A 19,886-nucleotide genomic window follows, 5' to 3' on the forward strand; every position below is an offset into this window, starting at 1 on the left:
CGAAGGGCGTCGCCCATGGATGGGCGGCGTTTTCCGACCGAGGCAGGATGCCGAGTCGGAAAATCCCGGTGCACGCGACGCCGCGGGCTGCGGACTTGTCGGGGAAGCGCTTTTCTTTGGTTCCGTTTCTTTTACTCGCATCTTCGATGCTCGCCCCTTCGGGGCCGGCTTCGCCGTTCGCACTGCGTGCGTTGGCGCTTACCAAAAGAAATGAACTCGGCCGCTTCAGCGGACGAAAGCGTTTGATCTACGCCTGCGCGTTCGACTTCGGCAAGAGAAGCAACGTCAAACGCTTCCACTCGCCTTGCGGCGAGCGGGTTCATTTCTTTTGCTGGCCCAAAAGAAACGGAACTAAAGAAAAGGGCCAGCCCCGACGAAGCTCACTCGGCGAGTCACTCGTTTCGGGATTTTTCGACTCGCCATCCCTGGCTCGGTCGAAAAACGCCGCACGTCCATGTGCGGCGCCCTCCGGGTCTGCGCTCTGCATTGACCATTTATTGCAAAGCCAGAGCCAGAGCCAGAGCCAGAGCCGAAGCCTCGCTGGGTGCGCGCCGTACGGGCGGTATTGCGCAATTGCAGAGACGTGCGCGCAATGAACCGCCGCCAATCCCTGCAATTGCTGCTCGCCAGCGCCGCGACGCTCGCGCTGCCTCGTGTCGCAGCCCAGTCGGCCCGCTACGATTTCTGGTTCACGCGGCTGCGCTACGAATCAGGCAACTGGGATGTGGACCAGCGGATGCCGTCGAACGTCATCACGTCGCTGATCGACTACACCAGCCTGCGGGTCGATCCGGAGGAGCGGGTCATCGCGCTGTCGGATCCCAAGATGCTGGCATCGCCATTCTGCTATCTCGCCGGCCACAAGCTGGTCGAGTTCAGTCCCGCTGAGCGGCGTAATTTCGAGCGCTACGTGCGCGGTGGCGGGTTCGTGTTCGTCGATGACTGCAACCACGACATCGACGGACTGTTCGCCAAATCGTTCGAGGCGCAGATGGCCGCGATTTTCGGCGCTTCTGCGTTGCGGAAGCTGCCGAACAATCATGCGCTCTACCGCAGTTTCTTCCAGTTCCCCGATGGCCCGCCCGCAACGAGCTTCGAGCTCAACGGCTGGGGCGACGATCTGGTGCACGACTACCTCAAGGGCATCACGATCGATGGGCGCCTGGCCGTGCTCTACAGCAACAAGGATTACGGCTGCGAATGGGACTACGACTGGCGCAACAAGCGCTTTCTGGCCGAGGACAATACGAAGTTCGCGGTCAACATCGTCATGTATGCGTTGAGCGCATGACCACCAGCCTGCCCGTAGGCGCGCGCTCGCGCGCGATGGTGCTCTACCGGGACAGCCTGATCGCGCGCGAGCGCGCTCCTACAGGAACTTCTGCATGATCCACACCGCCCCCACCGAAGCCGACCTGCAATCCCGCCTCGCCGAACTGGACGCATTGCGCGCTGCAATCGGGCGCGCGGTCGTCGGCCAGGCCGATGTCGTCGAACAACTGCTGGTCGCGCTGCTCGCGGGCGGTCACGTGTTGCTCGAAGGCGTGCCGGGCCTCGGCAAGACCTTGCTGGTGCGCACGCTGGGGCAGGCGCTCGATCTCGGCTTCCGGCGCGTGCAGTTCACGCCCGACCTGATGCCGAGCGATCTGCTCGGCACCGAACTGCTCGAGGAAGATCACGGCACCGGTAAGCGCCACTTCCGCTTCCAGGAAGGGCCGGTATTCACCCAGTTGCTGCTCGCCGACGAACTCAACCGAACACCGCCCAAAACCCAGGCCGCCTTGCTGGAGGCGATGGCCGAGCACACCGTCAGCCATGCCGGCGTGACCCGCGCGTTGCCGAAGCCGTTCTTCGTGCTGGCGACGCAGAACCCGATCGAACAGGCCGGCACCTATCCCCTGCCCGAAGCGCAGCTCGATCGCTTCCTGCTGCACGTCGCGCTCGGCTATCCCGATGCCGACGAGGAGCAGGCGATTCTCGCGCGCACCACCGGCACGGCCGAAGCCGAGGTCCCGCGGGTGATGGGCGCCGAGGCGGTGCTCGCGCTGCAGGCGCTGGTGCGTCAGGTACACGTCAGCGAGGACCTGCTGGCGTGGATCACCGCGCTGGTGCGTGCGACGCGGCCGGGCGAGGGCGCGCCGGAAGTGGTGCGCGAGTACGTGCGCTGGGGCGCGGGTCCGCGCGCCGGGCAGTCGCTGGTGCTCGCGGCGAAGGCGCGTGCGCTGCTGCAGGGCCGGCTCGCGGCGACGCGCGAGGATGTTGCGGCGTTGCTGGCGCCGGTGCTGCGCCATCGTCTGGTGCTGTCGTTCGCGGCTGAAGCCGCGCAGATCGATGCCGACGCGGTGATCGCCGGCCTGCTGCGCGCGCTGCCTGCACCGGAGCGCTGATCGACCCGATGGCCGCCGAAATCTCCGCTGCGGTGCCGGCGACGGGCGACGCCTCCGCCGATGCCTTGACGCCTGCGCTGCGCGGCCTGCTCGCGACGCTGCGGCTACGTCCGCGCCGCGCGCTCGGCCGCCAGGGGCTGGGGCATCACGCCAGCCGCAACCGCGGCAGCGGCCAGGAGTTCGCGCAGTACCGCGCTTACGAGTCCGGCGACGAACCGCGGCAGATCGACTGGAAGCTCTACGCACGCAGCGACCGCTTCTTCGTCCGCGAGGCCGAGCGCGAGAGCCCCGTGCTCGCCTGGCTGTTACTCGATACCACCGCCTCGATGGCGCAGGCCGATGAGTCCAGGCCGCAGTTCTCCCGCTTCGATGCGGCGCGGCAGCTCGCGGTCTGCGTGTTCGAAATCGCCCAGCGCCAGGGCGACGCCTGCGGACTGGTGCTGTGTGGCGGCGCCGGGCTGTCACTGGTGACGCCCGGCAGCGGACCGCGTCAGCGCGACCGCCTGCGTCATGCGCTGGCGACTGCCACGGCCATCGGCGAATGGCCGAAAGCGGAAGTGCTCGCGCCGGCCTGGGGGCGTATTGCACGCGGCGATCTGGTCATCGCGCTTGGTGACTGTTTCGACGAGGCGGCGGTCGCCCAGCTGGTGCGTCTGGCGCATGCAGGCCGCGAGGTCGTCGCCCTGCAGGTGCTGACGGCGGACGAGCGCGATTTCCCGTTCGCCGACGGCCGTCGCTTCGTCGAACCCGAAGCCGGCGAGTCCCTGCTCGGTGATGGTCCCGCGCTGCGCGCCGATTACCTCGCGCGCTTGGCAGCGGCGCAGCGCACGTTGTCAGCGAGGTTTGCGGCTGCCGGTATCCGCCATGCGACGCATGTGATCGACCAGTCGCCGGGGCAGGCGCTGCAGCAACTGTTCGGCGACCGCGCACGATGAGTTTCGGCCTGCTTGCCCCCGTCGCGCTCGCGGCGCTCGCTGCCTGGCTGTTGCCGCTGCTGCTGCATCTGGCGCGGCGCGATGCGACCCGGCCCACGCCGTTCGCTGCGCTGCGCTGGTTGCGCGAGAAACCCAGGCCGCGCCGACGCCTGCGCTTCGACGACTGGCCGCTGCTGCTGGTGCGGCTGTTGCTGCTTGCCTTGGTCGCGCTGTGGCTGGCCTGGCCGGTCCTGCACGGGGCGACGGCGCCGGCCCGCTGGACCGTCGTTGTGCCTGGCGTCGTCGACGATGCGATTACGGTGGTTGCGGGGGACGAGGCGCCGCCGCGTTGGCTCGCGCCCGGCTTTCCGACGATCGATGGGCCCAGTGCACCCGCGCTCGGCACGGCAAGCGTCTCCAGCCTGCTGCGCGAACTCGACATGACGCTGCCGATGGGCACCACGCTGGCCGTGATCGCGCCCGAGGTGATCGATGGTGCCGATGGCGGGCCGGTGGCGCTGTCGCGTGCGGTCGACTGGCGGATCGCGCCGTCGCGTGTCGAGGATGCCGCGTCCGGTCCGGCGCCAGCGCCGCGGATCGACGTACTGGGCATCGAGGCGGACGATCCCGCGCTGCGCGTCCTGCGCGCCGTCGCACGCGCGTGGCGACCCGACGATGCGGATGCGTTTGCGGTCGTCGGACCAGAGGCGACGCCGCGCGCCGACGCGCTTGTGGCCTGGTGGCACGAGGGTGCACCCGACGCCGACCTGCAGCAGCACGTAGCCGGCGGCGTGCTGCTGCTCGGCCCTGCCGCCGCGCGCGATCCGAATGCGGAGTGGCAGCCCATCTGGCGCGACGCGGATGGCGAGGTACTGGCGGAACGTGCCGCCTGCGCTGCCGCGACCTGCATCCGCCTGACCCGGGCGCTCGATCCGGCGCATCTGCCCGCCGTGCTGGATCCCGAGTTTCCGTCACGACTGCGCGCGCTGGTCCGGCCGTCGCCTGCGCCCGGACGCATTACCGCAGAGGCCTTCAAGCCGACGACGGGCGTCGCTGCCTATCCGCCGACACCACGCGATCTGCGACCGTGGTGGGCATTGCTGGTTGCGCTGGTGTTCGCGCTGGAGCGCTGGATGGCGGCATCGCCGCGACGGAATCGCGCGGCATGAACGTGACCGCACAGCTGCAGCAGCACGTCGTGCGCGTGCGAACGCGAGCACGCGCCATCGTCCTGTTGCTCGCCACGCCGCTTGCCGCCGGCCTCGCGCTGCTTGCGTGGCGGATCGCGGGACTGGCGCCGGCGGTCGCCCTCGCTGTGCTCGCGTGTGGATGCGCAGTGCTCATCGCCATGCGCCGCGCGCGCGGCTTCGATCACAGCTGGCTGGCGCGCGCGCTGGATGCAGGACGCGTGGACATGGACGACAGCGCAGCGCTGCTGTTCGCGCCGCCTACGACGTTGCCGCCATTGCAGCAGTTGCAGCGCGAACGCCTGCAGGCGCGCATCCAGGCCGATCCGTCGATGCCGGCGCCGACGCCCTGGCCGGCGCGTGCACTTGCGGCTGCATGGGTCGGCGGTGCGCTGCTCGTCGCCGCGGCGTTGTGGTGGCCGGAATCCGCGCCGCGCACGGCGGCGTCGGCGACGACGCGCGCATCCGGCGCCGCCGTCGACGCGACGCCCGTACTGCAGTCGCAGACACTGGAGATCACCGCGCCGGCTTATACCGGCCAGGCGCCACGCACGCAGGCCGAACTCGATGCGCAGGCGCCGGCCGGTGCGACCCTGCGCTGGACCCTGCGCTTCGCGCCGCAGCCGCGCGAGCTTGCCTTGCAGTTGCACGATGGCCGCGAGATCGCGTTCGTGCGCGAGGACGAGGCCTGGGTGGCCACGCTGCCCCTGGAACAGTCTTGGCTGTACCGCATCGCCGTCGATGGCGACACCGACCGCGTGCTTGCGCGCGCCCAGCCGTGGCGGCTGGACGCCGTGCCCGATCGACCACCGGAGATCCGTGTGCGCACGCCGGAGGCGACCCTGTCGACCTACGCGCGCGGCCAGCGCAGCTGGCCGCTGGTCTTCGAGGCCAGCGACGACCACGGCGTCGCCGCCGATGCGCGGCTGCGCATCACCGTCACCCGCGGCAGCGGCGAGGGCATCACCTTCGAGGACCGTGTGCTGACCTTGCGCGGGCGCGGCGACGCGCGGCTGACGACGTTCGCGACGACGCTTGATCCGGTCGCGCTCGGCATCGAGGAGGGCGGCGATCTCGTCGCCCAGCTTGAGGTGCGCGACACCCGCGCGCCGACGCCGCAGACCGCGCGCAGCGCCAGCCTGATCCTGCGCTGGCCACCGCCGGCGCCGGTCGATGCGGATGGCCTCGAAGGCCTGGCCCGCGACGTGTTGCCGGCGTATTTCCGCAGCCAGCGGCAGATCATCATCGATGCCGAAGCGCTGCTGGCCGAGCGTTCGCGCATCGAGCCGTCGGCTTTCGAGGCGCGCTCGGACGCGCTCGGCGTCGACCAGCGCATCCTGCGTCTGCGCTACGGCCAGTTCCTCGGCGAGGAATCGGAAGGCGGCGCGCGGCCACCGCCGACCGCGGACGCCGAGCCGTCGCCACCGCCGCGCAAGCCGTTGCCGATCGACGATTTCGGCCAGTCGGATGTCCCGGCTGCGGGTCATGCAGACGGCGAAAACCATGATGACCACGATCACGACGCGCCGGGCCACGACCCCGATCACGCACCCGGCGCGCATCACGACCATGACCACGATCACGGCCCGCAGGACGCCACCACCTTCGGTCGCGCCGAGGATGTGCTCTCGACCTTCGGTCATACCCACGATCTGCCCGAGGCCGCGACGCTGCTCGACCCCGCGACCCGTGAGGTGCTGCGCGCGGCGCTGGGCGAGATGTGGCAGTCGGAACTGCAACTGCGCCAGCACGCACCGCGCGCGGCGCTGCCGTATGCGAACCGCGCGCTTGAGCTGATCAAGCAGGTGCAGCAGGCCGACCGTATCTATCTGGCGCGGGTCGGCAGCCGCCTGCCACCGGTCGATTTCAGCCGGCGCCTCGGCGGCGAGCGCGCAGGCATCGCACCGCGTCTTGCGTCCGCGGCCGAGGCAGGCGATACCGATGTGCCTGCTGTCGCCTGGAGCGCACTGGCCTGGAACGACACGGCCGATCTCGCCGCACTGGTCGCCTGGGCGCAGGATCATCCGCGCCAGGTCGACGATCCGCTGGCGTTGCTGTCCGCGGTCGACGCCCTGCAACGCGATCCTGCCTGCGGTGCTTGTCGGCAGGCGCTGCGCGGCCAGTTGTGGCGGGTCTTGCAGCGGCCGCTGGCTGCGCCGGCCCGGCGACTTGCGATCGACCCGATCGGCGCGCGCTATCTCGACGCCCTGCAGGAGGACGCGCCATGACGCCCGAACACGGGCTCGGCGCCGTGCTGGTCGCGGCGGCGCTGCTGTCGATCGCCCGGCTGGCGGCCGCGCACCTGCGCGCGCCGCGTGGTCAGCGGCCGGCCGCATGGCGCACCCTCGCGCTGGCCGTGCTGACCGCGGCTTCGGCACTTCTGCTCTACCGGATGCTGCTGCCGCCCATGTCCGCTGGGCCCGACACCCTGGTGGTGCTGACCGCCGATGCGGACGGGCTGCCGGTGCCGGTATCGCAGCAGGTGATCGCACTGCCGGAAGCTGATCGGGTGCCGCTCGGCGCGACGCGGATGCCGGACCTCGCGACGGCCTTGCGCCGGCATCCGGACGTCCGTGCCCTGGTCGTCATCGGCGCCGGCCTGCAGCCGCGCGACCGCGACGCGGTCGGCGGTCGCGCACTGGTCTTCGTGCCGGCGGCGCTGCCGCCCGGGCTCGCCGAACTCCAGCCACCGGCACAGATCGCGCCGGGTGCACGCTTCACCGTCCGCGGTCGCGTGACAGGTTTCGAGGAGGCTCAGGTGGCCTTGTTCGACCCGGCCGGCCGCATCGTCGATACCGGCGCGGTCGACGACGCGGGCCGCTTCCAGCTCACGGGCACTGCGCGCGGCGCCGGCGCCACGCTGTTTGAAGTCGCGATCCAGGACGTGGACGACAGCGCCTTTAGCCGCGTGACGGTGCCGGTCGTCGTCGACGAGGCCGCGCCCGTCCGTGTGCTGCTGCTCGCGGGCGCACCCAACCCGGATGTCCGCGCACTGCGCCGCTGGTCCGAGGATGCCGGCAGCACGCTGCGCTGGCGCATCGCCTTCGGTGGTGGGGCGACGGCAGGCGATGCGCCGGCGCTCGATGCAGCGAGCCTGGCCGAACAGGATCTGGTGCTGCTCGAGGCCCGCGCCTGGGAGGGCCTCGGCGCGAGCGCACGCGCTGCGCTGCTGGCCGCCGTGCGCGACGGGCTCGGCATGCTGGTGCATGCGCCCGAGTCGCCATCGAATGCGCTGCGTGGCTGGCTGCGCAGCGCGGGCCTCGCGGTCGAGACCGGGCGCGGGCGCGAGTGGCGCGTCGACGCCGGCCCCGATGATCTCGCCCGTCTGCGCGCCTGGTCCGGGCCGGGCAGCGACGATGCGCCCTTCGATCCGCAGCTGGCCGGCGAAGCGCCGCCGTCGCTGGGCTATCTGCCGCTGACGGGCGGCCTGCCGTCGGCGGGACCGGGGGCGGGCGACATGATGCGCTGGCAGGCGCTGGGGCAGGGGCGCCTGGGCATCGTCACGCTGGCCGACAGCTGGCAACTGCCACTGGCCGGCCGCGCCGATCTGCACAGCGAGCTGTGGAGTACGTGGGCCGGCACGCTGGCGCGTCCGGGCGCAGCGGACGTGGCCGGATTCCGCGGCGAGGCGCGGGTCGGCGAACGTGTCGCGCTGTGTGGGCTGGACGCGGGCACGCGCGTCCTGACGCCTGACGGCCAGGCGATCGCGCCGCTGCCTGATCCGGCGGCGAACGGCTGCGCCGGCCTGTGGCCACGTGTATCGGGCTGGCACCGTATCGAGGATGGCGGCGCGCTGTTCGTGCGCGGCGCCGAGGAAGCGCCCGGCCTGCGGATGACTGCCCTGCAGGGCGCGACCCGGCAGCTGGCGCGCGATGGCGCTGAGACGCGCGCGCCTGCGCCGCCGGCGATCCGGCCGATCGTCTGGTTCCTCGCGTGGCTGCTGGTCACCGCGATGCTGTGGGCGCTGCATCGCACGCGGCGCGGACGCGGGCCGCAGGCTGCCGGTGTCTAGCATTCTGCGGCGGCATTTCACGCCTCTGTTCACGACACCGTGAATAGGGAGTGGGTCACCCTGTGCGGCCCGCCGGTCCTCGGCCCGTCTCCGGATCATGTCCCTTGCGAGTCCGCGTCCTGCTGTCCCTGAGTCTCCTGCTCGCCGCCTGCAGCGAAGAACCCGAGGCGCAGTCGCCGCCACGGCCGGTCATCGTCCAGCCGATCGAAAGCGCATCCGACGCGCGCGCATTGCGCTACCCCGGGCGCGTCGAAGCCGCCGAAGGCACCGAGCTCGCATTCCAGGCCGACGGCCGCATCACCCGCTTCCTGGTCAGCGACGGCGAGCGCGTCGAACGTGGCCAGGTGCTGGCCGAACTCGACGACACCGACTATCGCCTGCAACTGCGCGAGGCTGAAGTAGCGCTGCGTACCCTGGAGGCGGATGTCACCCGTCGCCGCGGCCTGCGCGACGAAGGCATCCTCGCCCCGGCCGCGGTCGAACAGGCCGAGGCGCAACTGGCGAGCGCCCGCGCAAACCGCGATGCGGCTGCGCGACAGGTCGGCTTTACCCGTCTGCGGGCGCCCTACGAGGGCGTCGTCGTCCGCCGGCTGGCGGCGACCGGCGTCGTGGTGCCGGCCGGCGAGCCGGTGGTGCGGATGCAGGACGCCGACCTCATCGAGGTCATCGTCGATATTCCCGAACGCGACGCCGCGCGATTGCCGTTCGGCCCCGAACTCGTCGCCCGTGGCCGTGTGCTCGCGCTGGATGATCTGCAGCCGATGACGCTCGTGTACCGCGAACACGCCACCGCGCCCGACGCGCAGTCGCGCGCCTATCGCCTCGCGCTGCGCGGCACGCCGCCGCCGGGCGTCAATGTGCTGCCGGGCATGGCGGTGCAGGTCGCGATCGATGATCCCGCGCCATCGACGCTCGCGGCGGGCCAGCACCGGGTACCGGCCAGTGCCGTGCTGAGTACGCCCGATGGGCAGGCGGTGGTGTGGACCGTCGACGACGACGGCGCGGCGCAGCCGGTGCCGGTGCGCGTGCACGCGATCGAGGGCACGCATGCGCGTATCGAAGGGGAGCTGCCGCCATCGGCGCAGGTGGTCGTCGCCGGCGCGCGCCTGCTCCAGGCCGGCCAGGTCGTCGAACCGCGCACTCGGCGCTGACGCGGCATGGATATCGCGCGTTATGCCATCCGCAATCCGGTCAATGTCTGGCTGCTGATCCTCGCCTGCCTGCTCGGCGGCGTGTTCGCCTACTTCAATCTCGAACGGCTGGAAGACCCGGAGTTCACGATCAAGGAAGCGGTCGTGACCACGATCTATCCCGGCGCCAGCGCCGAGCAGGTCGAGCTGGAAGTCAGCGACGTGCTCGAAAGCGCGGTGCAGCAGCTAAACCAGCTCAAGCAGGTCCGCACGACCTCGCGCCCTGGCTACTCCGAACTGCGCGTGGAAATCCTGGAGCGCTATTCCAGCGAGGAGATCCCGCAGATCTGGGACGAGCTGCGCCGCAAGATCAACGACACCGCGGCCAGCCTGCCGCCCGGTGCGCAGGCGCCGGTGGTCAACGACGATTTCGGTGATGTCTTTGGTCTGTACTACGCGATGACCGGCGACGGCCTCACCCGCACCGAGCTGCACGAGGCGGCCAAGACGCTGCGCCGCGGCCTGCTGCCGGTGGAGGGCGTGGGCAAGGTGGAGATCGCCGGTGCGATCGAGGAACGCTTCGTCGTCGAGATTCCGCAGGCGCGGCTGGCCGCGCTGCGGATCGCGCCCGAGGAAATCGCCGGTGCACTGGCGGATGCGGAAACCGAGCTGCATGCGGGTGGCCTGCGCAGCGAAGATCTGTACCTGCGCGTCGCGCCGGGTGGCGCCTTCGATTCGCTGGAGGCGCTGCGCACGCTGCCGGTGGGGCGCGGCGATGCGCGGGTCACGCTCGGCGACATCGCCCAGATCCGCCGCGAGTTCGCCGAGCGCCCGGCGCAGATCATCCGCCACGATGGCCGCGAGGCGCTGACGATCGGCGTCGCCGGCCTGCCGTCGGTGAACATCGTCGACGTGGGTAAAGCTGTCGACGCGGCGCTGGCGCAGCTCGAACCGACCTTGCCGCTCGGCGTCGAGCTGCATCCGATCTACCAGCAGGCCGATGTCGTCGATGAAGCAGTCACCAGCTTCGCAATCAACGTGGCGATGTCGCTGGCGATCGTGATCGGCGTGCTGTGCCTGGTGATGGGCTGGCGCGCCGGCGTGATCATCGGCAGCGTGTTGCTGCTGACCGTCGGCGGCACGCTGCTGGCGATGTACCTGCTGGGTCTGCAGCTCGAGCGCGTGTCGCTGGCCGCGCTGGTGATCGCGATGGGCATGCTGGTCGACAACGCCGTGGTGATCTGCGACGGCATGCAGGTGCGGCTGCGCCAGGGACGCTCGGCGATGCGCGCGGCCCGCGAGTCGGTGCGTTTGACCCAATGGTCGCTGCTCGGCGCAACGATCATCGGCATTCTCGCCTTCGCCGGCATCGGCCTGTCCCAGGACACCACCGGCGAATTCCTGTTCTCGCTGTTCTCGGTGATCCTGATCTCGCTGCTGCTCAGCTGGGTGCTGGCGATCACCGTCGTGCCGCTGCTGGGGTACTGGTGGCTGGCATCGAAGGACGCGCGCGAGCGCGACGACGAGGACACCGGGGACGACGCGGGCGACACTCCCTATCAAGGCAGGTTCTACGACCGCTTCCGCGGCCTGCTCGACGGCCGGCTCGGCCGGGCAGGCCTCACGGTGACCCTGGCGACGGTGCTGACCATCGGCTGCGTGATCGGTTTCGGCTTCCTGCCGCAATCGTTCTTTCCACCGGCATCCACGCCGATGGCCTTCGTCGACATCAATACGCGCCAGGGCAGCGACATCCGCGCGACCGACGCCGCGGTGCGCGAGGTCGAGGATTACCTCGCCGAAGAGTTCCCGGACGTGCGCAGCCGGGTCTCGTTCGTGGGGCAGGGTGCGTCGCGCTTCATGCTGACCTACGCCCCGGCGATGCCCGACAGTGCGTTCGCGCAAGTCATCCTGCTGGTCGACGATGCCGACGTGCTCGAGGACATGCTCACGCGCCTCAACCGCGAGGCCGGCGGGCGCTTTCCGGAGTTGCGTGTGCATGCGGCGCGGCTGATGTTCGGCGGTGCGTCCGAGGCGCGCGTCGAAGCGCGTTTCAGCGGGCCCTCCGGCGACACCCTGCGCGAGATCGCGGCGCGCGCCGAGGCGATCTTCCGCGAATCGCCGATGCTCGAGAACGTGCACCACGACTGGGGCGAGCGCGAACTGGTGCTGCGGCCGCGGCTGGACCTGCAGCGCATGGCCGAGGCCGGCCTCGGCCGCCAGGACATCGCCCAGGCGTTGACGATGGCCACCGAAGGCGTGCCGCTCGCGGTGGTGCGCGAGGGCGATGCCCAGCGCCAGGTGCTGCTGCGCGCGCCGGACGACGAGCGCCCCGCACCGGAAGGCCTGCTCGACCGCCTGGCCTGGAGTGCGGGCGCGAGTGCCTACGTGCCGATCGGCCAGGTGGCCGATCGCGTCGACGTGGTCCAGGAGGACGCCGCGATCCAGCGCCGAGACCGCGTGCGCACGATCGCGGTGCAGGCCGAGCCGGTGGTCGGGGTGGAGGCGAGCGACGCCCACGCCGGGATCCGCGAAGCGATCGAGACGATGCCGCTGCCGCCCGGCTACACGCTGACCTGGGGCGGGGAGTTCGAAAGCTCCGGCGATGCGCAGACCGCATTGATGCGGACGCTGCTGCTGCCGTATCTGGGCATGATCCTGGTGACCGTGCTGCTGTTCGCGCGCGTGCGCCAGCCGGTGGTGATCTGGCTGGTGGTGCCGATGTCGATCTGCGGCGTGACGATCGGGCTCGCGATCTCCGGCCAGCCGTTCGGCTTCGTCGCGCTGCTCGGGCTGTTGAGCCTGACCGGTCTGCTGCTGAAAAACGCGATCGTGCTGGTCGAGGAGATCGACCGGCAGATCGCGGAAGGCGGCAACGGCCGTGCTGCGATCGTCGAAGCGACGACGAGCCGTCTGGTGCCGGTGACGATGGCGGCCGGCACCACGGTGCTGGGCATGGTGCCGCTGTTGTTCGACGATCTGTTCGCCTCGCTCGCGGTGACCATCATGGGCGGCCTGGCGTTCGCCACGGTGCTGACCCTGGTCGTCGTGCCGTGCCTGTATCTGCTGATCTTCAAGGTGCCGCGCGACGACGATCGCAAGGCCGCGGAGGGGCACGCATGACGTTCTCCAGAATCGCCGCGCTCGCCGCCGCGCTCGCGCTCGCCGCGTGCAGCACGCCGCCGGTGCGCGAGCGGCCGCCGTTGCCGGCGGCCTACTACACGCCCGCAGGCGACGCCGCGCGGCCGGCGGATCCGGTGGCGCTCGCCGACTGGTGGCAGCAGTTCGACGATCCGCTGCTGGCCGAACTCGTCGAGACCGCGCTGGTCCGCAACCTCGACCAGCAGGCCGCGCTGGCCGAGCTGCGCATCGCGCGCGCGCAGCTGCGCCAGTCGCGCGCGGCGCTGCTGCCGCGGCTCGATCTGGGCGGACAGGCCAGCCGCCAGATCATCAATACCGACGCGCTGGCCGACACGCCGCTCGCTGACGAATTCGATGTCGGCGGCGACGTCAACTTCGACACCTGGCAACTGGCGCTGCAGGCCGAGTGGGAAGTGGACCTGTTCGGCGCGAACCGGTTGCGCCGCGAAGGCGCCAGTCGCCAGGTGCAGTCGGCCGAAGCGCAGCTGGTCGCGGTGCGGCTCGCGGTCGCGTCCAATCTCGCACAGGGATACGTGCAGGCGCGCGCCTTGCTCGCCCAGCGCGCACTGCTCGACGAGGGCGTACGCATCGCGCGCGAGGCCGAACGCGTCGCGGACGGGCGTTTCCGGCTCGGTGAGGTCACGCGTCTGGATATCGAAGCCGCAGGCGCCCAGCGCGCTGGACTGGAAGCGCAGCGTGGCGACATCGACGCAGGACTTGCCGAGGCTGCGTTCGCGCTCGACACGCTGATCGACCGGCCGCCCGGCACCGTGCTGCAGCGCCTCGGAAATGCGGGGCGCCTGCCCATGGCCGACACGGACATTCCGCGCGGCCAGCCGCTGGACCTGCTGCGCCGGCGACCTGACGTCATCGCCGCCGTGGCAGGTCTGGATGCTGCCGAGCTCGCGGCACTGGCCAGCCGCCGCGACCTGTTCCCGAAGCTCGGCATCAGCGCCGCACTCGGGCGCAGCGGTCTGGGCATCGGCGATCTGTCGGGCGCGTCGGACCTGCGTTCGATCGCGGCTCAGCTCGGCTTTCCGTGGCTGGATTTCGGCGCCAGTCGCGCAGCGATCGATCTCGCCGACGCGCAGGCCGATGCCGGCTTCGTCCAGGTGCGCCAGGCCTTGGCGACCGCGCTGCAGGACGTGGAAACCGCCACCGCCCAACTCGCCGCACGCCGCGCGCAACGTGCGGCGCGCGCGGAAGCGCTGGCGCGGGCGCAGCGCACCCAGGCCATGGCGCGGCGTACCTATGACGTGGGTCTGGCGAACCTTGCCGACCTGCTCGATGCCGAGCGCGCGCTGCTCGATGCGCGTCAGCAGTCGCTCGACACCGACCGCGCATTCGCGCTCGCGCAGATCGCGCTCTATACCGCGCTCGGCGGTGGCTGGTCGGTGCCGCGCGATGCAGTGCCTGGTGACGCCGTGCGCTCGACCGTGGACGCGGTGCCGGACCGGGTCCGCGAAGCATCCACGCCGCGCGACGACTGAGCCCGGGCGTTACGTCCGGACTTGGTAGCCGCTTCGAGATTCCGACCGGACGCGTGGCCTTGTGATCTGCAGCGCAGGCAACGAACAGGGCTGACGCTGCCGCCGCGGATCGCTTAGGCTCCCCGCACAAAACGGAGGAGCAACGATGGCGCATACGGGGCGCTGCCACTGCGGCAGCCTGGCGAACGAACTGGATGGCGACATCGCCAAGACCTGCGACTGCAATTGTTCGCAGTGCCCTCGGCGCGGCGGCGATGGAGCGCGCCTGTGACGCGCGTGCGCCTGCATATGGTCGGCGCGATCGTGCTTGCGGGTGCGCTGGCGACGGCTTGCTCGGACCCCAGCGCTTCTGCAAACGGCATGGTCCATAGCGCCCGGGGTGGTGCGCAGACCGACAACGCCGATGGCGCCCTGCTGGCCTACGAACACAGCGTCGGTGTGCAGCTGGACGGTGCGATGATCGTGCCGCGGTTGCAGGCGATCCAGGCCGCGTGCAGCGAAGCGCGCTTCGGGACGTGCGTATTGATCGAAGCGCAGCAGTCGGCCGGCGAGCGCCCGTCGGCGCGCGCGGTGCTGCGCATGGCGCCGGCGGGCATCGAACCGATGATCGCGCTGGCGGGTGAGGGCGGCGAGGCCGGCGAGCGCAGTACGCGCGCCGAGGATCTGGCAGTCGTCGTGCGCGACAACACCACCGAGCAGGACCGGCTGACCAAGGAGATGGCGCGGCTGCAGGCGTTCGAAGCCCGGCCGGATCTGTCGGTGGCCGACATGATCGCGTTGTCGGAGCGCATCGCCGCGACCGAGGCGCAGATTGAAGCGGCGCGTCGCGATGGTGCGCAGCATCGTCGGCGCATCGAGACACAGTTGTTGACCGTGGAGTTGCGTGCGCGCAATGGTGAGCAGGGTCGCAGCGAGATCGGCGCAGCCTTCCGTGAATTCGGTAGCACGCTCGCCACCGGCACTGCATGGACGATCCGCGTGAGCGCATTCCTGTTGCCTTTGGCAATCGTGTGTATCGCGCTTTTCGCACTGCTGCGCGCGTGGTGGCGGCGTCGTCGACGCGGCTGATGGTCTTGAATGCGCGTCGGTTGCCCGGCGCGGTGGGGTCCTGCAGACTCGGGACGCCGCAGTTCATGCCGGCATTCCGGGCGCGCAGCGCAACTGCGGACACCGCGCCGGTTCCCGACGCAGGCCTCGCCTGCGTCATCCACGCAAGGAGGACGCCATGGTCACCCGTCGCGATGCCCTGAAACTCTCACTCGGTGCCGGCCTGTCGCTGGCATTGCCCGGCACGCTGTTTGCTGCCACGCCTGCGCCGATGCTGACCCGCCCGATACCGTCGAGCGGGCAGCGTATTCCCGTCGTCGGTCTCGGCAGTTCGGCCACGTTCTCGGCGACCGCGCGCGACGATGCGTCCGCGCTCAATGCAGTGCTGCGCACCTTGATCGACGAGGGCGGCGCCGTGTTCGATACCGCGCCCAGCTATGGCGCGTCGGAAGAAGTCGCCGGCAAGGCGGTGCAGGATCTCGGCATTGCTGATCGCGTGTTCTGGGCGACCAAGGTCAATGTGGCCGGCCGCGAGGCGGATGCGAAGGCCGATCCAGCTTCGGCGCGCGCGCAGATCGAAGCCTCGTTCTCGCGTCTGGGACGCGACACGATCGATCTGATCCAGGTCCACAACCTGGGTGACATTACGACGCAACTGGGCATTCTCAAGGAACTGAAAGCCGAGAAGCGCGTGCGCTACATCGGCGTCACCTCGACCAGCAAGCCGGCGTATCCGAAGCTGATCGAGACGATGCGCAACGAGCCGCTGGATTTCATCGGCGTCGACTACGCCGTCGACAACCGCGATGTCGAAGAGACGATCCTGCCGCTGGCTGCCGAGCGTGGCATCGGCGTGCTGGTCTACGCGCCGTTCGGGCGCACGCGGCTGTGGCAGCGCGTCGGCGAGCGGGCGTTGCCCGACTGGGCTGCCGAGTTCGATGCGGCGACGTGGGGCCAGTTCTTCCTCAAGTTCGTGCTGTCGCATCCGGCGGTCACATGCGCGACGCCGGCAACGAGCCGGGCGTCGAACCTGATCGACAATCTCGGCGCGGGCCGTGGTCGCCTGCCGGATCGCGCGCAGCGCGAACGCATGGTCAAGCTGATCGAAGACTTGCCGGCGGCGAGCTGAATCCAGCGAGCCCGCCGCCGCGACCGGCGTGCGGGCTCAGCCCTCTTCTTCGGTCTCGAACTCGACGACGGCGTCGAGATCGAACGCCAGCGCTTCGATCGCTTCGCGCACCTTGCGCTCCGTCGAAGGATTGCCGACCTCGACCTCGATCTCGTGCATCTTCGGTCCGGCGACATCGCTGAGACCGGCGGAGCTGGAGTCGGCATCGTCCATGTGCGGCATCAGGTCATCGATCTCCTCGACGTGCTCGATGCCCTCCACGCTCGACAGAAGATTGATCACCGCGCGGGCGGTATCGTCGCTGCCGGTGAGGCGGATGCGGAGCATGGGCATGTCGTTTCCTTGTGGGACGGGGATGGCGTGCAGGCTAGGCAGCGATACGGAAAGCCGACGTGACGACACGCCCTGAAATGCGTGATGCGTGCATCCGCGGCATGAATGCGGCGTCGCCCGTGTGGCGCCTCGCATGTCTCGATGTGACCGAGCGGACACGCACGCGATGCCTGCTGCGCTCATTGGCCCGGGGGGGCGCCGGACCACGCACCTCAACCAGGGCGCAGTCGCTCGAAGGTCAGGATGGCCTCGTCGTGGTAGCGCGTCACGCCGGTTTCGACATAGCCAAGCCTGCGGGCCAGCCGCCGCGAGGGCGCGTTGTCCGGATTGATGATGCAGACGCTGCGCCCGCCGAAGGGCTGTGCGTCGAACCAGGCGTGCATCGCCTGAGTGGCTTCGGTGGCGATGCCGCGGCCGTGGGCTTCTTTGGCGAACAGCCAGGCGCCTTCGGGCGATGCGGAGAACGCATCGCCAAGCCCGCGGCGGAAATCCGCGAACCCCACGCTGCCGATATTGCGGCCGGTCTCACGCTCGATCACCGCGAAGATGCCGAAGCCGAACGCGGTCCAGTGGCCGATGTAGCGCAGCAGCCGGTTCCACACGTCCTCGTCGCTGGGCACGGTCGAGGTGATGTGCCGCATCACCTCGGGGTCGCGGATCATCGCCCCCAGCGCGTCGAAGTCCTCGATCGCGTGCGGGCGCAGCAGTAGTCGTTCGGTGTCGATCCGCATCGTGCTCAGCCGGCTGGCGGGGTGCGCACCGGCACGCTGATGTTGCACAGGTCGATGTGGCCGGCCGGCTGCACGTACCAGTCGTCGCGGCGGTTGCGGCGTGATTCCACCACGGCGTCGAACAGCGGCGTATCGGTGCGCAGCACCTGCAGTGGCGTGCGCTCGGCCGCAGGCACTTCGGAGGCGAGGCGGATGCGACGGATCGGGGTGCGCTGCCTGGGATCTTCGTAGAAGCCCAGCGGCCCGGTGCCGCGCGGCAGCACGCTCAGCAGTTCCATGCCCTGCAGCACGCGGCCGACCGTGGTGATGTTGCGGTCGAGCTGGCGCGGCGACTGGCCGATGACGACGTAGAGCTCGGTGCCGTTGCTTGAATCGGGCGCCATGTCGCGGCCGGCGCCCAGCGTGCCGTAGCAGTGCGCGAGCCACGCGCGGCCGTTGCCGCTGCGGTCGTCGCGCGCGGCGGGGAAGCCGTCGGCGAACCCCACCTGCGCCGCCCAGCCATCGGGGTCGGGCAATGCGTGGAAGGCGAGGCCGGCGGACGCGCGATCGAATTCCGCCGGCAGGCGCGCCCGCGCGCTGCCGATCGGGCGGCCCGGAACACCTTCTTCGGTGATGTCGCCGAACTGCACGACGAAGTTGTCCTGCGAGCGGTACAGGGTGAGCCCGTTCCAGAAGCCGCCGCGGGCGAGGGTGCGGATGTTGGCGACGTGTTCGGGCGCGAACACCGGCGCCAGTTCGATCACCACGCGGCCACCGTCGAGGTCCATGTACAGCAGGTTGGCCGGGTCCGGCGTGCGCCAGTCCGCAGGCGTGGACGTATCGAGTAATTCCTGCGTGGAACGGGTCTCGACGATTGTCGGCGCGCCGGACGTGGCGCAACCCGCCAGCGCGAGCACGCAGGCGGCGAGGGTGGCGGACAAGGCATGGCGCGACAGCTGGCGCATGGATGGGATTCCCCGGAAAGACAGACCCGATTGTGGCCGAGTCGATGGTCTGCGTGACTACCGGCACATCCACTATAGCGAAGTCCGCACTAGTATTTGGCTCAACCTAGCGGAGGTGGCCCATGGCCGACGCCCCTGATGACAGCGAGCTGCAGCTGCGCAAGTTCCAGAAGGAACTGAGCGCGGGCACGGTCTCGCTGGCGTTGCTGGCGGTGCTGGGCAGCGCGGCCGAGCCGATGTACGGCTATCAGATCGCCAAGCGCCTCGAATCGCTCGACGGCGTGCTCAGCGGCAAGCAGAGCGCGCTGTACCCGGTGCTGCGCAACCTCAGTGCCGCCGGCCAGCTCGATAGCCATGTCGAACCGTCCATCGCCGGACCGCCGCGCCGTTATTACCGCATCACCGAGGCAGGGCGGATCACCCTGCAGCAGTGGACCGCCGCCTGGCGGGCCACACGGGATTCCGTCGACGCCGTCCTGGAGGGGATACGCGAATGAATATGCACCGCCCACCGCAAAGCATCCCCGAGTACCTGGAACAGTTGCGCGTCGCGCTCACCGGCGCGGATCCCGCACTCGTGCAGGACGCGCTCTACGACGCCGAGGAATACCTGCGCTCGGAACTCGCCGAACAGGCGGGACGCTCGGAGGCAGAAGTCATCGCATCGGTCGCATCGAGCTACGGCGCGCCGGACGAAGTGGCCGACATCTACCGCGACACCGAGGTCAAGGTGCAGACCGCGCTGCGACCACCGGCGCCGAGGCCGCGCACGTCGCTGATTGGGCGCTTCTTCGGCGTCGCCGCCGATCCGCGTACCTACGCCTCGCTGTTCTATATGGTGCTGTCGCTGGCGACCGGTATCTTCTACTTCACCTGGGTGGTGACCGGGCTGTCGGTGTCGCTGAGCCTGGTCGTCGTGCTGATCGGCATTCCGCTGCTGATCCTGTTCTTCGGCTCGGTGCGGCTGCTGTCGCTGGTCGAAGGGCGGCTGGTCGAAGTGATGCTCGGCGAGCGCATGCCACGTCGGCCGCTGTATTCGGCGCGGGGACGCAACTGGCTGCAGCGCATCGGCGACATGTTCACCGACGCACGCACCTGGAGCACGTTGCTCTACCTGCTGCTGATGCTGCCGCTGGGCATCGTCTACTTCACGATCAATGTGACCCTGCTGTCGCTGTCGCTGAGCATGATTGCCGCGCCGCTGGCCATGTTTCCGGGGCTGCATCTCAACGTCTGGATGTTCGGTGTCGATATCCCGCAACAAGCCCCATTCCTGCTGCCTTTGGTGTCGATGAGTGGCGTGTTGCTGCTGTTCGCCAGCCTGCATCTGTTCCGCGCGGTCGGCCGAATGCATGGCGGGATCGCCAAGCATCTACTGGTGAAGACGGCCCAATACTCGTGAGGTGCGGCAGGCGGGTGCGCGCGGGGCTGTGGGTCTCCC

At 69.9% G+C, this 19,886-nt stretch carries 16 protein-coding genes; 13 read left to right on the plus strand and 3 right to left on the minus strand.

Going from position 1 to position 19,886, the window contains the following annotated elements; genetic code table 11:
• Positions 1 to 592: 592 nt before the first annotated feature.
• From J2X52_RS10405 to J2X52_RS10455, 11 genes are all read left to right on the plus strand, one after another.
• Positions 593 to 1,291 (plus strand): DUF4159 domain-containing protein, encoded by a 699-nt coding sequence (locus J2X52_RS10405; RefSeq protein WP_310152615.1) that lies wholly within the window; start codon positions 593 to 595, stop codon positions 1,289 to 1,291.
• A 94-nt stretch (positions 1,292 to 1,385) separates the two neighbouring features.
• Complete coding sequence (locus tag J2X52_RS10410; protein ID WP_310152618.1) at positions 1,386 to 2,387, plus strand: MoxR family ATPase; 1,002 nt, start codon at positions 1,386 to 1,388, stop codon at positions 2,385 to 2,387.
• A gap of 8 nt (positions 2,388 to 2,395) precedes the next feature.
• Positions 2,396 to 3,322: a DUF58 domain-containing protein gene (locus J2X52_RS10415; RefSeq protein WP_310152621.1), complete on the plus strand. Its 927-nt coding sequence runs from the start codon at positions 2,396 to 2,398 to the stop codon at positions 3,320 to 3,322.
• On the plus strand, positions 3,319 to 4,470 hold the full coding sequence (locus J2X52_RS10420; protein ID WP_310152623.1) for a BatA domain-containing protein: 1,152 nt from the start codon (positions 3,319 to 3,321) through the stop codon (positions 4,468 to 4,470). Before J2X52_RS10415 ends, J2X52_RS10420 begins: the two co-directional genes overlap by 4 nt.
• Positions 4,467 to 6,716 (plus strand): hypothetical protein, encoded by a 2,250-nt coding sequence (locus tag J2X52_RS10425; protein ID WP_310152626.1) that lies wholly within the window; start codon positions 4,467 to 4,469, stop codon positions 6,714 to 6,716. The genes J2X52_RS10420 and J2X52_RS10425 overlap by 4 nt, the downstream gene beginning before the upstream one ends.
• The gene (locus J2X52_RS10430; protein WP_310152629.1) at positions 6,713 to 8,500 is read left to right on the plus strand and encodes a carboxypeptidase regulatory-like domain-containing protein; all 1,788 of its coding nucleotides are present in this window, start codon (positions 6,713 to 6,715) and stop codon (positions 8,498 to 8,500) included. Before J2X52_RS10425 ends, J2X52_RS10430 begins: the two co-directional genes overlap by 4 nt.
• Positions 8,501 to 8,604: 104 nt before the next feature.
• Complete coding sequence (locus J2X52_RS10435) at positions 8,605 to 9,651, plus strand: efflux RND transporter periplasmic adaptor subunit (protein ID WP_310152631.1); 1,047 nt, start codon at positions 8,605 to 8,607, stop codon at positions 9,649 to 9,651.
• 6 nt (positions 9,652 to 9,657) lie between these two features.
• A complete protein-coding gene (locus J2X52_RS10440) occupies positions 9,658 to 12,753 on the plus strand; it encodes an efflux RND transporter permease subunit (RefSeq protein ID WP_310152633.1) in 3,096 nt (1,031 codons plus the stop codon).
• Complete coding sequence (locus J2X52_RS10445; protein WP_310152635.1) at positions 12,750 to 14,261, plus strand: efflux transporter outer membrane subunit; 1,512 nt, start codon at positions 12,750 to 12,752, stop codon at positions 14,259 to 14,261. Before J2X52_RS10440 ends, J2X52_RS10445 begins: the two co-directional genes overlap by 4 nt.
• 360 nt (positions 14,262 to 14,621) lie before the next feature.
• Positions 14,622 to 15,329 carry a DUF4349 domain-containing protein gene (locus J2X52_RS10450; RefSeq protein WP_310152637.1) on the plus strand — a complete coding sequence of 236 codons (708 nt, stop codon included), beginning with the start codon at positions 14,622 to 14,624 and terminating at the stop codon, positions 15,327 to 15,329.
• A gap of 157 nt (positions 15,330 to 15,486) precedes the next feature.
• Complete coding sequence (locus J2X52_RS10455) at positions 15,487 to 16,437, plus strand: aldo/keto reductase (protein ID WP_310152639.1); 951 nt, start codon at positions 15,487 to 15,489, stop codon at positions 16,435 to 16,437.
• A gap of 36 nt (positions 16,438 to 16,473) precedes the next feature.
• Here J2X52_RS10455 and J2X52_RS10460 read toward each other — a convergent pair whose 3' ends face one another.
• The 3 genes from J2X52_RS10460 to J2X52_RS10470 all read right to left on the minus strand — a co-directional run bounded on the left by J2X52_RS10460 (position 16,474) and on the right by J2X52_RS10470 (position 18,445).
• Positions 16,474 to 16,770, minus strand: coding sequence for a hypothetical protein (locus tag J2X52_RS10460; RefSeq protein WP_232137791.1), 297 nt, complete (start codon positions 16,768 to 16,770; stop codon positions 16,474 to 16,476).
• A gap of 212 nt (positions 16,771 to 16,982) precedes the next feature.
• On the minus strand, positions 16,983 to 17,501 hold the full coding sequence (locus tag J2X52_RS10465) for a GNAT family N-acetyltransferase (RefSeq protein ID WP_310152642.1): 519 nt from the start codon (positions 17,499 to 17,501) through the stop codon (positions 16,983 to 16,985).
• A 5-nt stretch (positions 17,502 to 17,506) separates the two neighbouring features.
• Positions 17,507 to 18,445, minus strand: a complete 939-nt coding sequence (locus J2X52_RS10470; RefSeq protein WP_310152645.1) for a peptidylprolyl isomerase — start codon at positions 18,443 to 18,445, stop codon at positions 17,507 to 17,509.
• 122 nt (positions 18,446 to 18,567) lie between these two features.
• Between J2X52_RS10470 and J2X52_RS10475 the strand changes: the two genes are divergently transcribed.
• Both J2X52_RS10475 and J2X52_RS10480 read left to right on the plus strand, forming a co-directional pair.
• Complete coding sequence (locus J2X52_RS10475) at positions 18,568 to 18,942, plus strand: PadR family transcriptional regulator (RefSeq protein WP_310152648.1); 375 nt, start codon at positions 18,568 to 18,570, stop codon at positions 18,940 to 18,942.
• A complete protein-coding gene (locus J2X52_RS10480) occupies positions 18,939 to 19,847 on the plus strand; it encodes a sensor domain-containing protein (RefSeq protein ID WP_310152650.1) in 909 nt (302 codons plus the stop codon). The genes J2X52_RS10475 and J2X52_RS10480 overlap by 4 nt, the downstream gene beginning before the upstream one ends.
• The last annotated feature ends 39 nt before the right edge of the window (positions 19,848 to 19,886 follow it).

The sequence above is a fragment of the Luteimonas sp. 3794 genome (assembly GCF_031456825.1).
Lineage (GTDB): Bacteria > Pseudomonadota > Gammaproteobacteria > Xanthomonadales > Xanthomonadaceae > Luteimonas.

Coding starts and splice junctions, on each gene's coding strand:
- J2X52_RS10405 (WP_310152615.1), top strand. CDS start 593: ATGAACCGCCGCCAATCCCTGCAATTGCTGCTCGCCAGCGCCGCGACG.
- J2X52_RS10410 (WP_310152618.1), top strand. CDS start 1,386: ATGATCCACACCGCCCCCACCGAAGCCGACCTGCAATCCCGCCTCGCC.
- J2X52_RS10415 (WP_310152621.1), top strand. CDS start 2,396: ATGGCCGCCGAAATCTCCGCTGCGGTGCCGGCGACGGGCGACGCCTCC.
- J2X52_RS10420 (WP_310152623.1), top strand. CDS start 3,319: ATGAGTTTCGGCCTGCTTGCCCCCGTCGCGCTCGCGGCGCTCGCTGCC.
- J2X52_RS10425 (WP_310152626.1), top strand. CDS start 4,467: ATGAACGTGACCGCACAGCTGCAGCAGCACGTCGTGCGCGTGCGAACG.
- J2X52_RS10430 (WP_310152629.1), top strand. CDS start 6,713: ATGACGCCCGAACACGGGCTCGGCGCCGTGCTGGTCGCGGCGGCGCTG.
- J2X52_RS10440 (WP_310152633.1), top strand. CDS start 9,658: ATGGATATCGCGCGTTATGCCATCCGCAATCCGGTCAATGTCTGGCTG.
- J2X52_RS10445 (WP_310152635.1), top strand. CDS start 12,750: ATGACGTTCTCCAGAATCGCCGCGCTCGCCGCCGCGCTCGCGCTCGCC.
- J2X52_RS10450 (WP_310152637.1), top strand. CDS start 14,622: ATGGTCCATAGCGCCCGGGGTGGTGCGCAGACCGACAACGCCGATGGC.
- J2X52_RS10455 (WP_310152639.1), top strand. CDS start 15,487: ATGGTCACCCGTCGCGATGCCCTGAAACTCTCACTCGGTGCCGGCCTG.
- J2X52_RS10460 (WP_232137791.1), bottom strand. CDS start 16,770: ATGCCCATGCTCCGCATCCGCCTCACCGGCAGCGACGATACCGCCCGC.
- J2X52_RS10465 (WP_310152642.1), bottom strand. CDS start 17,501: ATGCGGATCGACACCGAACGACTACTGCTGCGCCCGCACGCGATCGAG.
- J2X52_RS10470 (WP_310152645.1), bottom strand. CDS start 18,445: ATGCGCCAGCTGTCGCGCCATGCCTTGTCCGCCACCCTCGCCGCCTGC.
- J2X52_RS10475 (WP_310152648.1), top strand. CDS start 18,568: ATGGCCGACGCCCCTGATGACAGCGAGCTGCAGCTGCGCAAGTTCCAG.
- J2X52_RS10480 (WP_310152650.1), top strand. CDS start 18,939: ATGAATATGCACCGCCCACCGCAAAGCATCCCCGAGTACCTGGAACAG.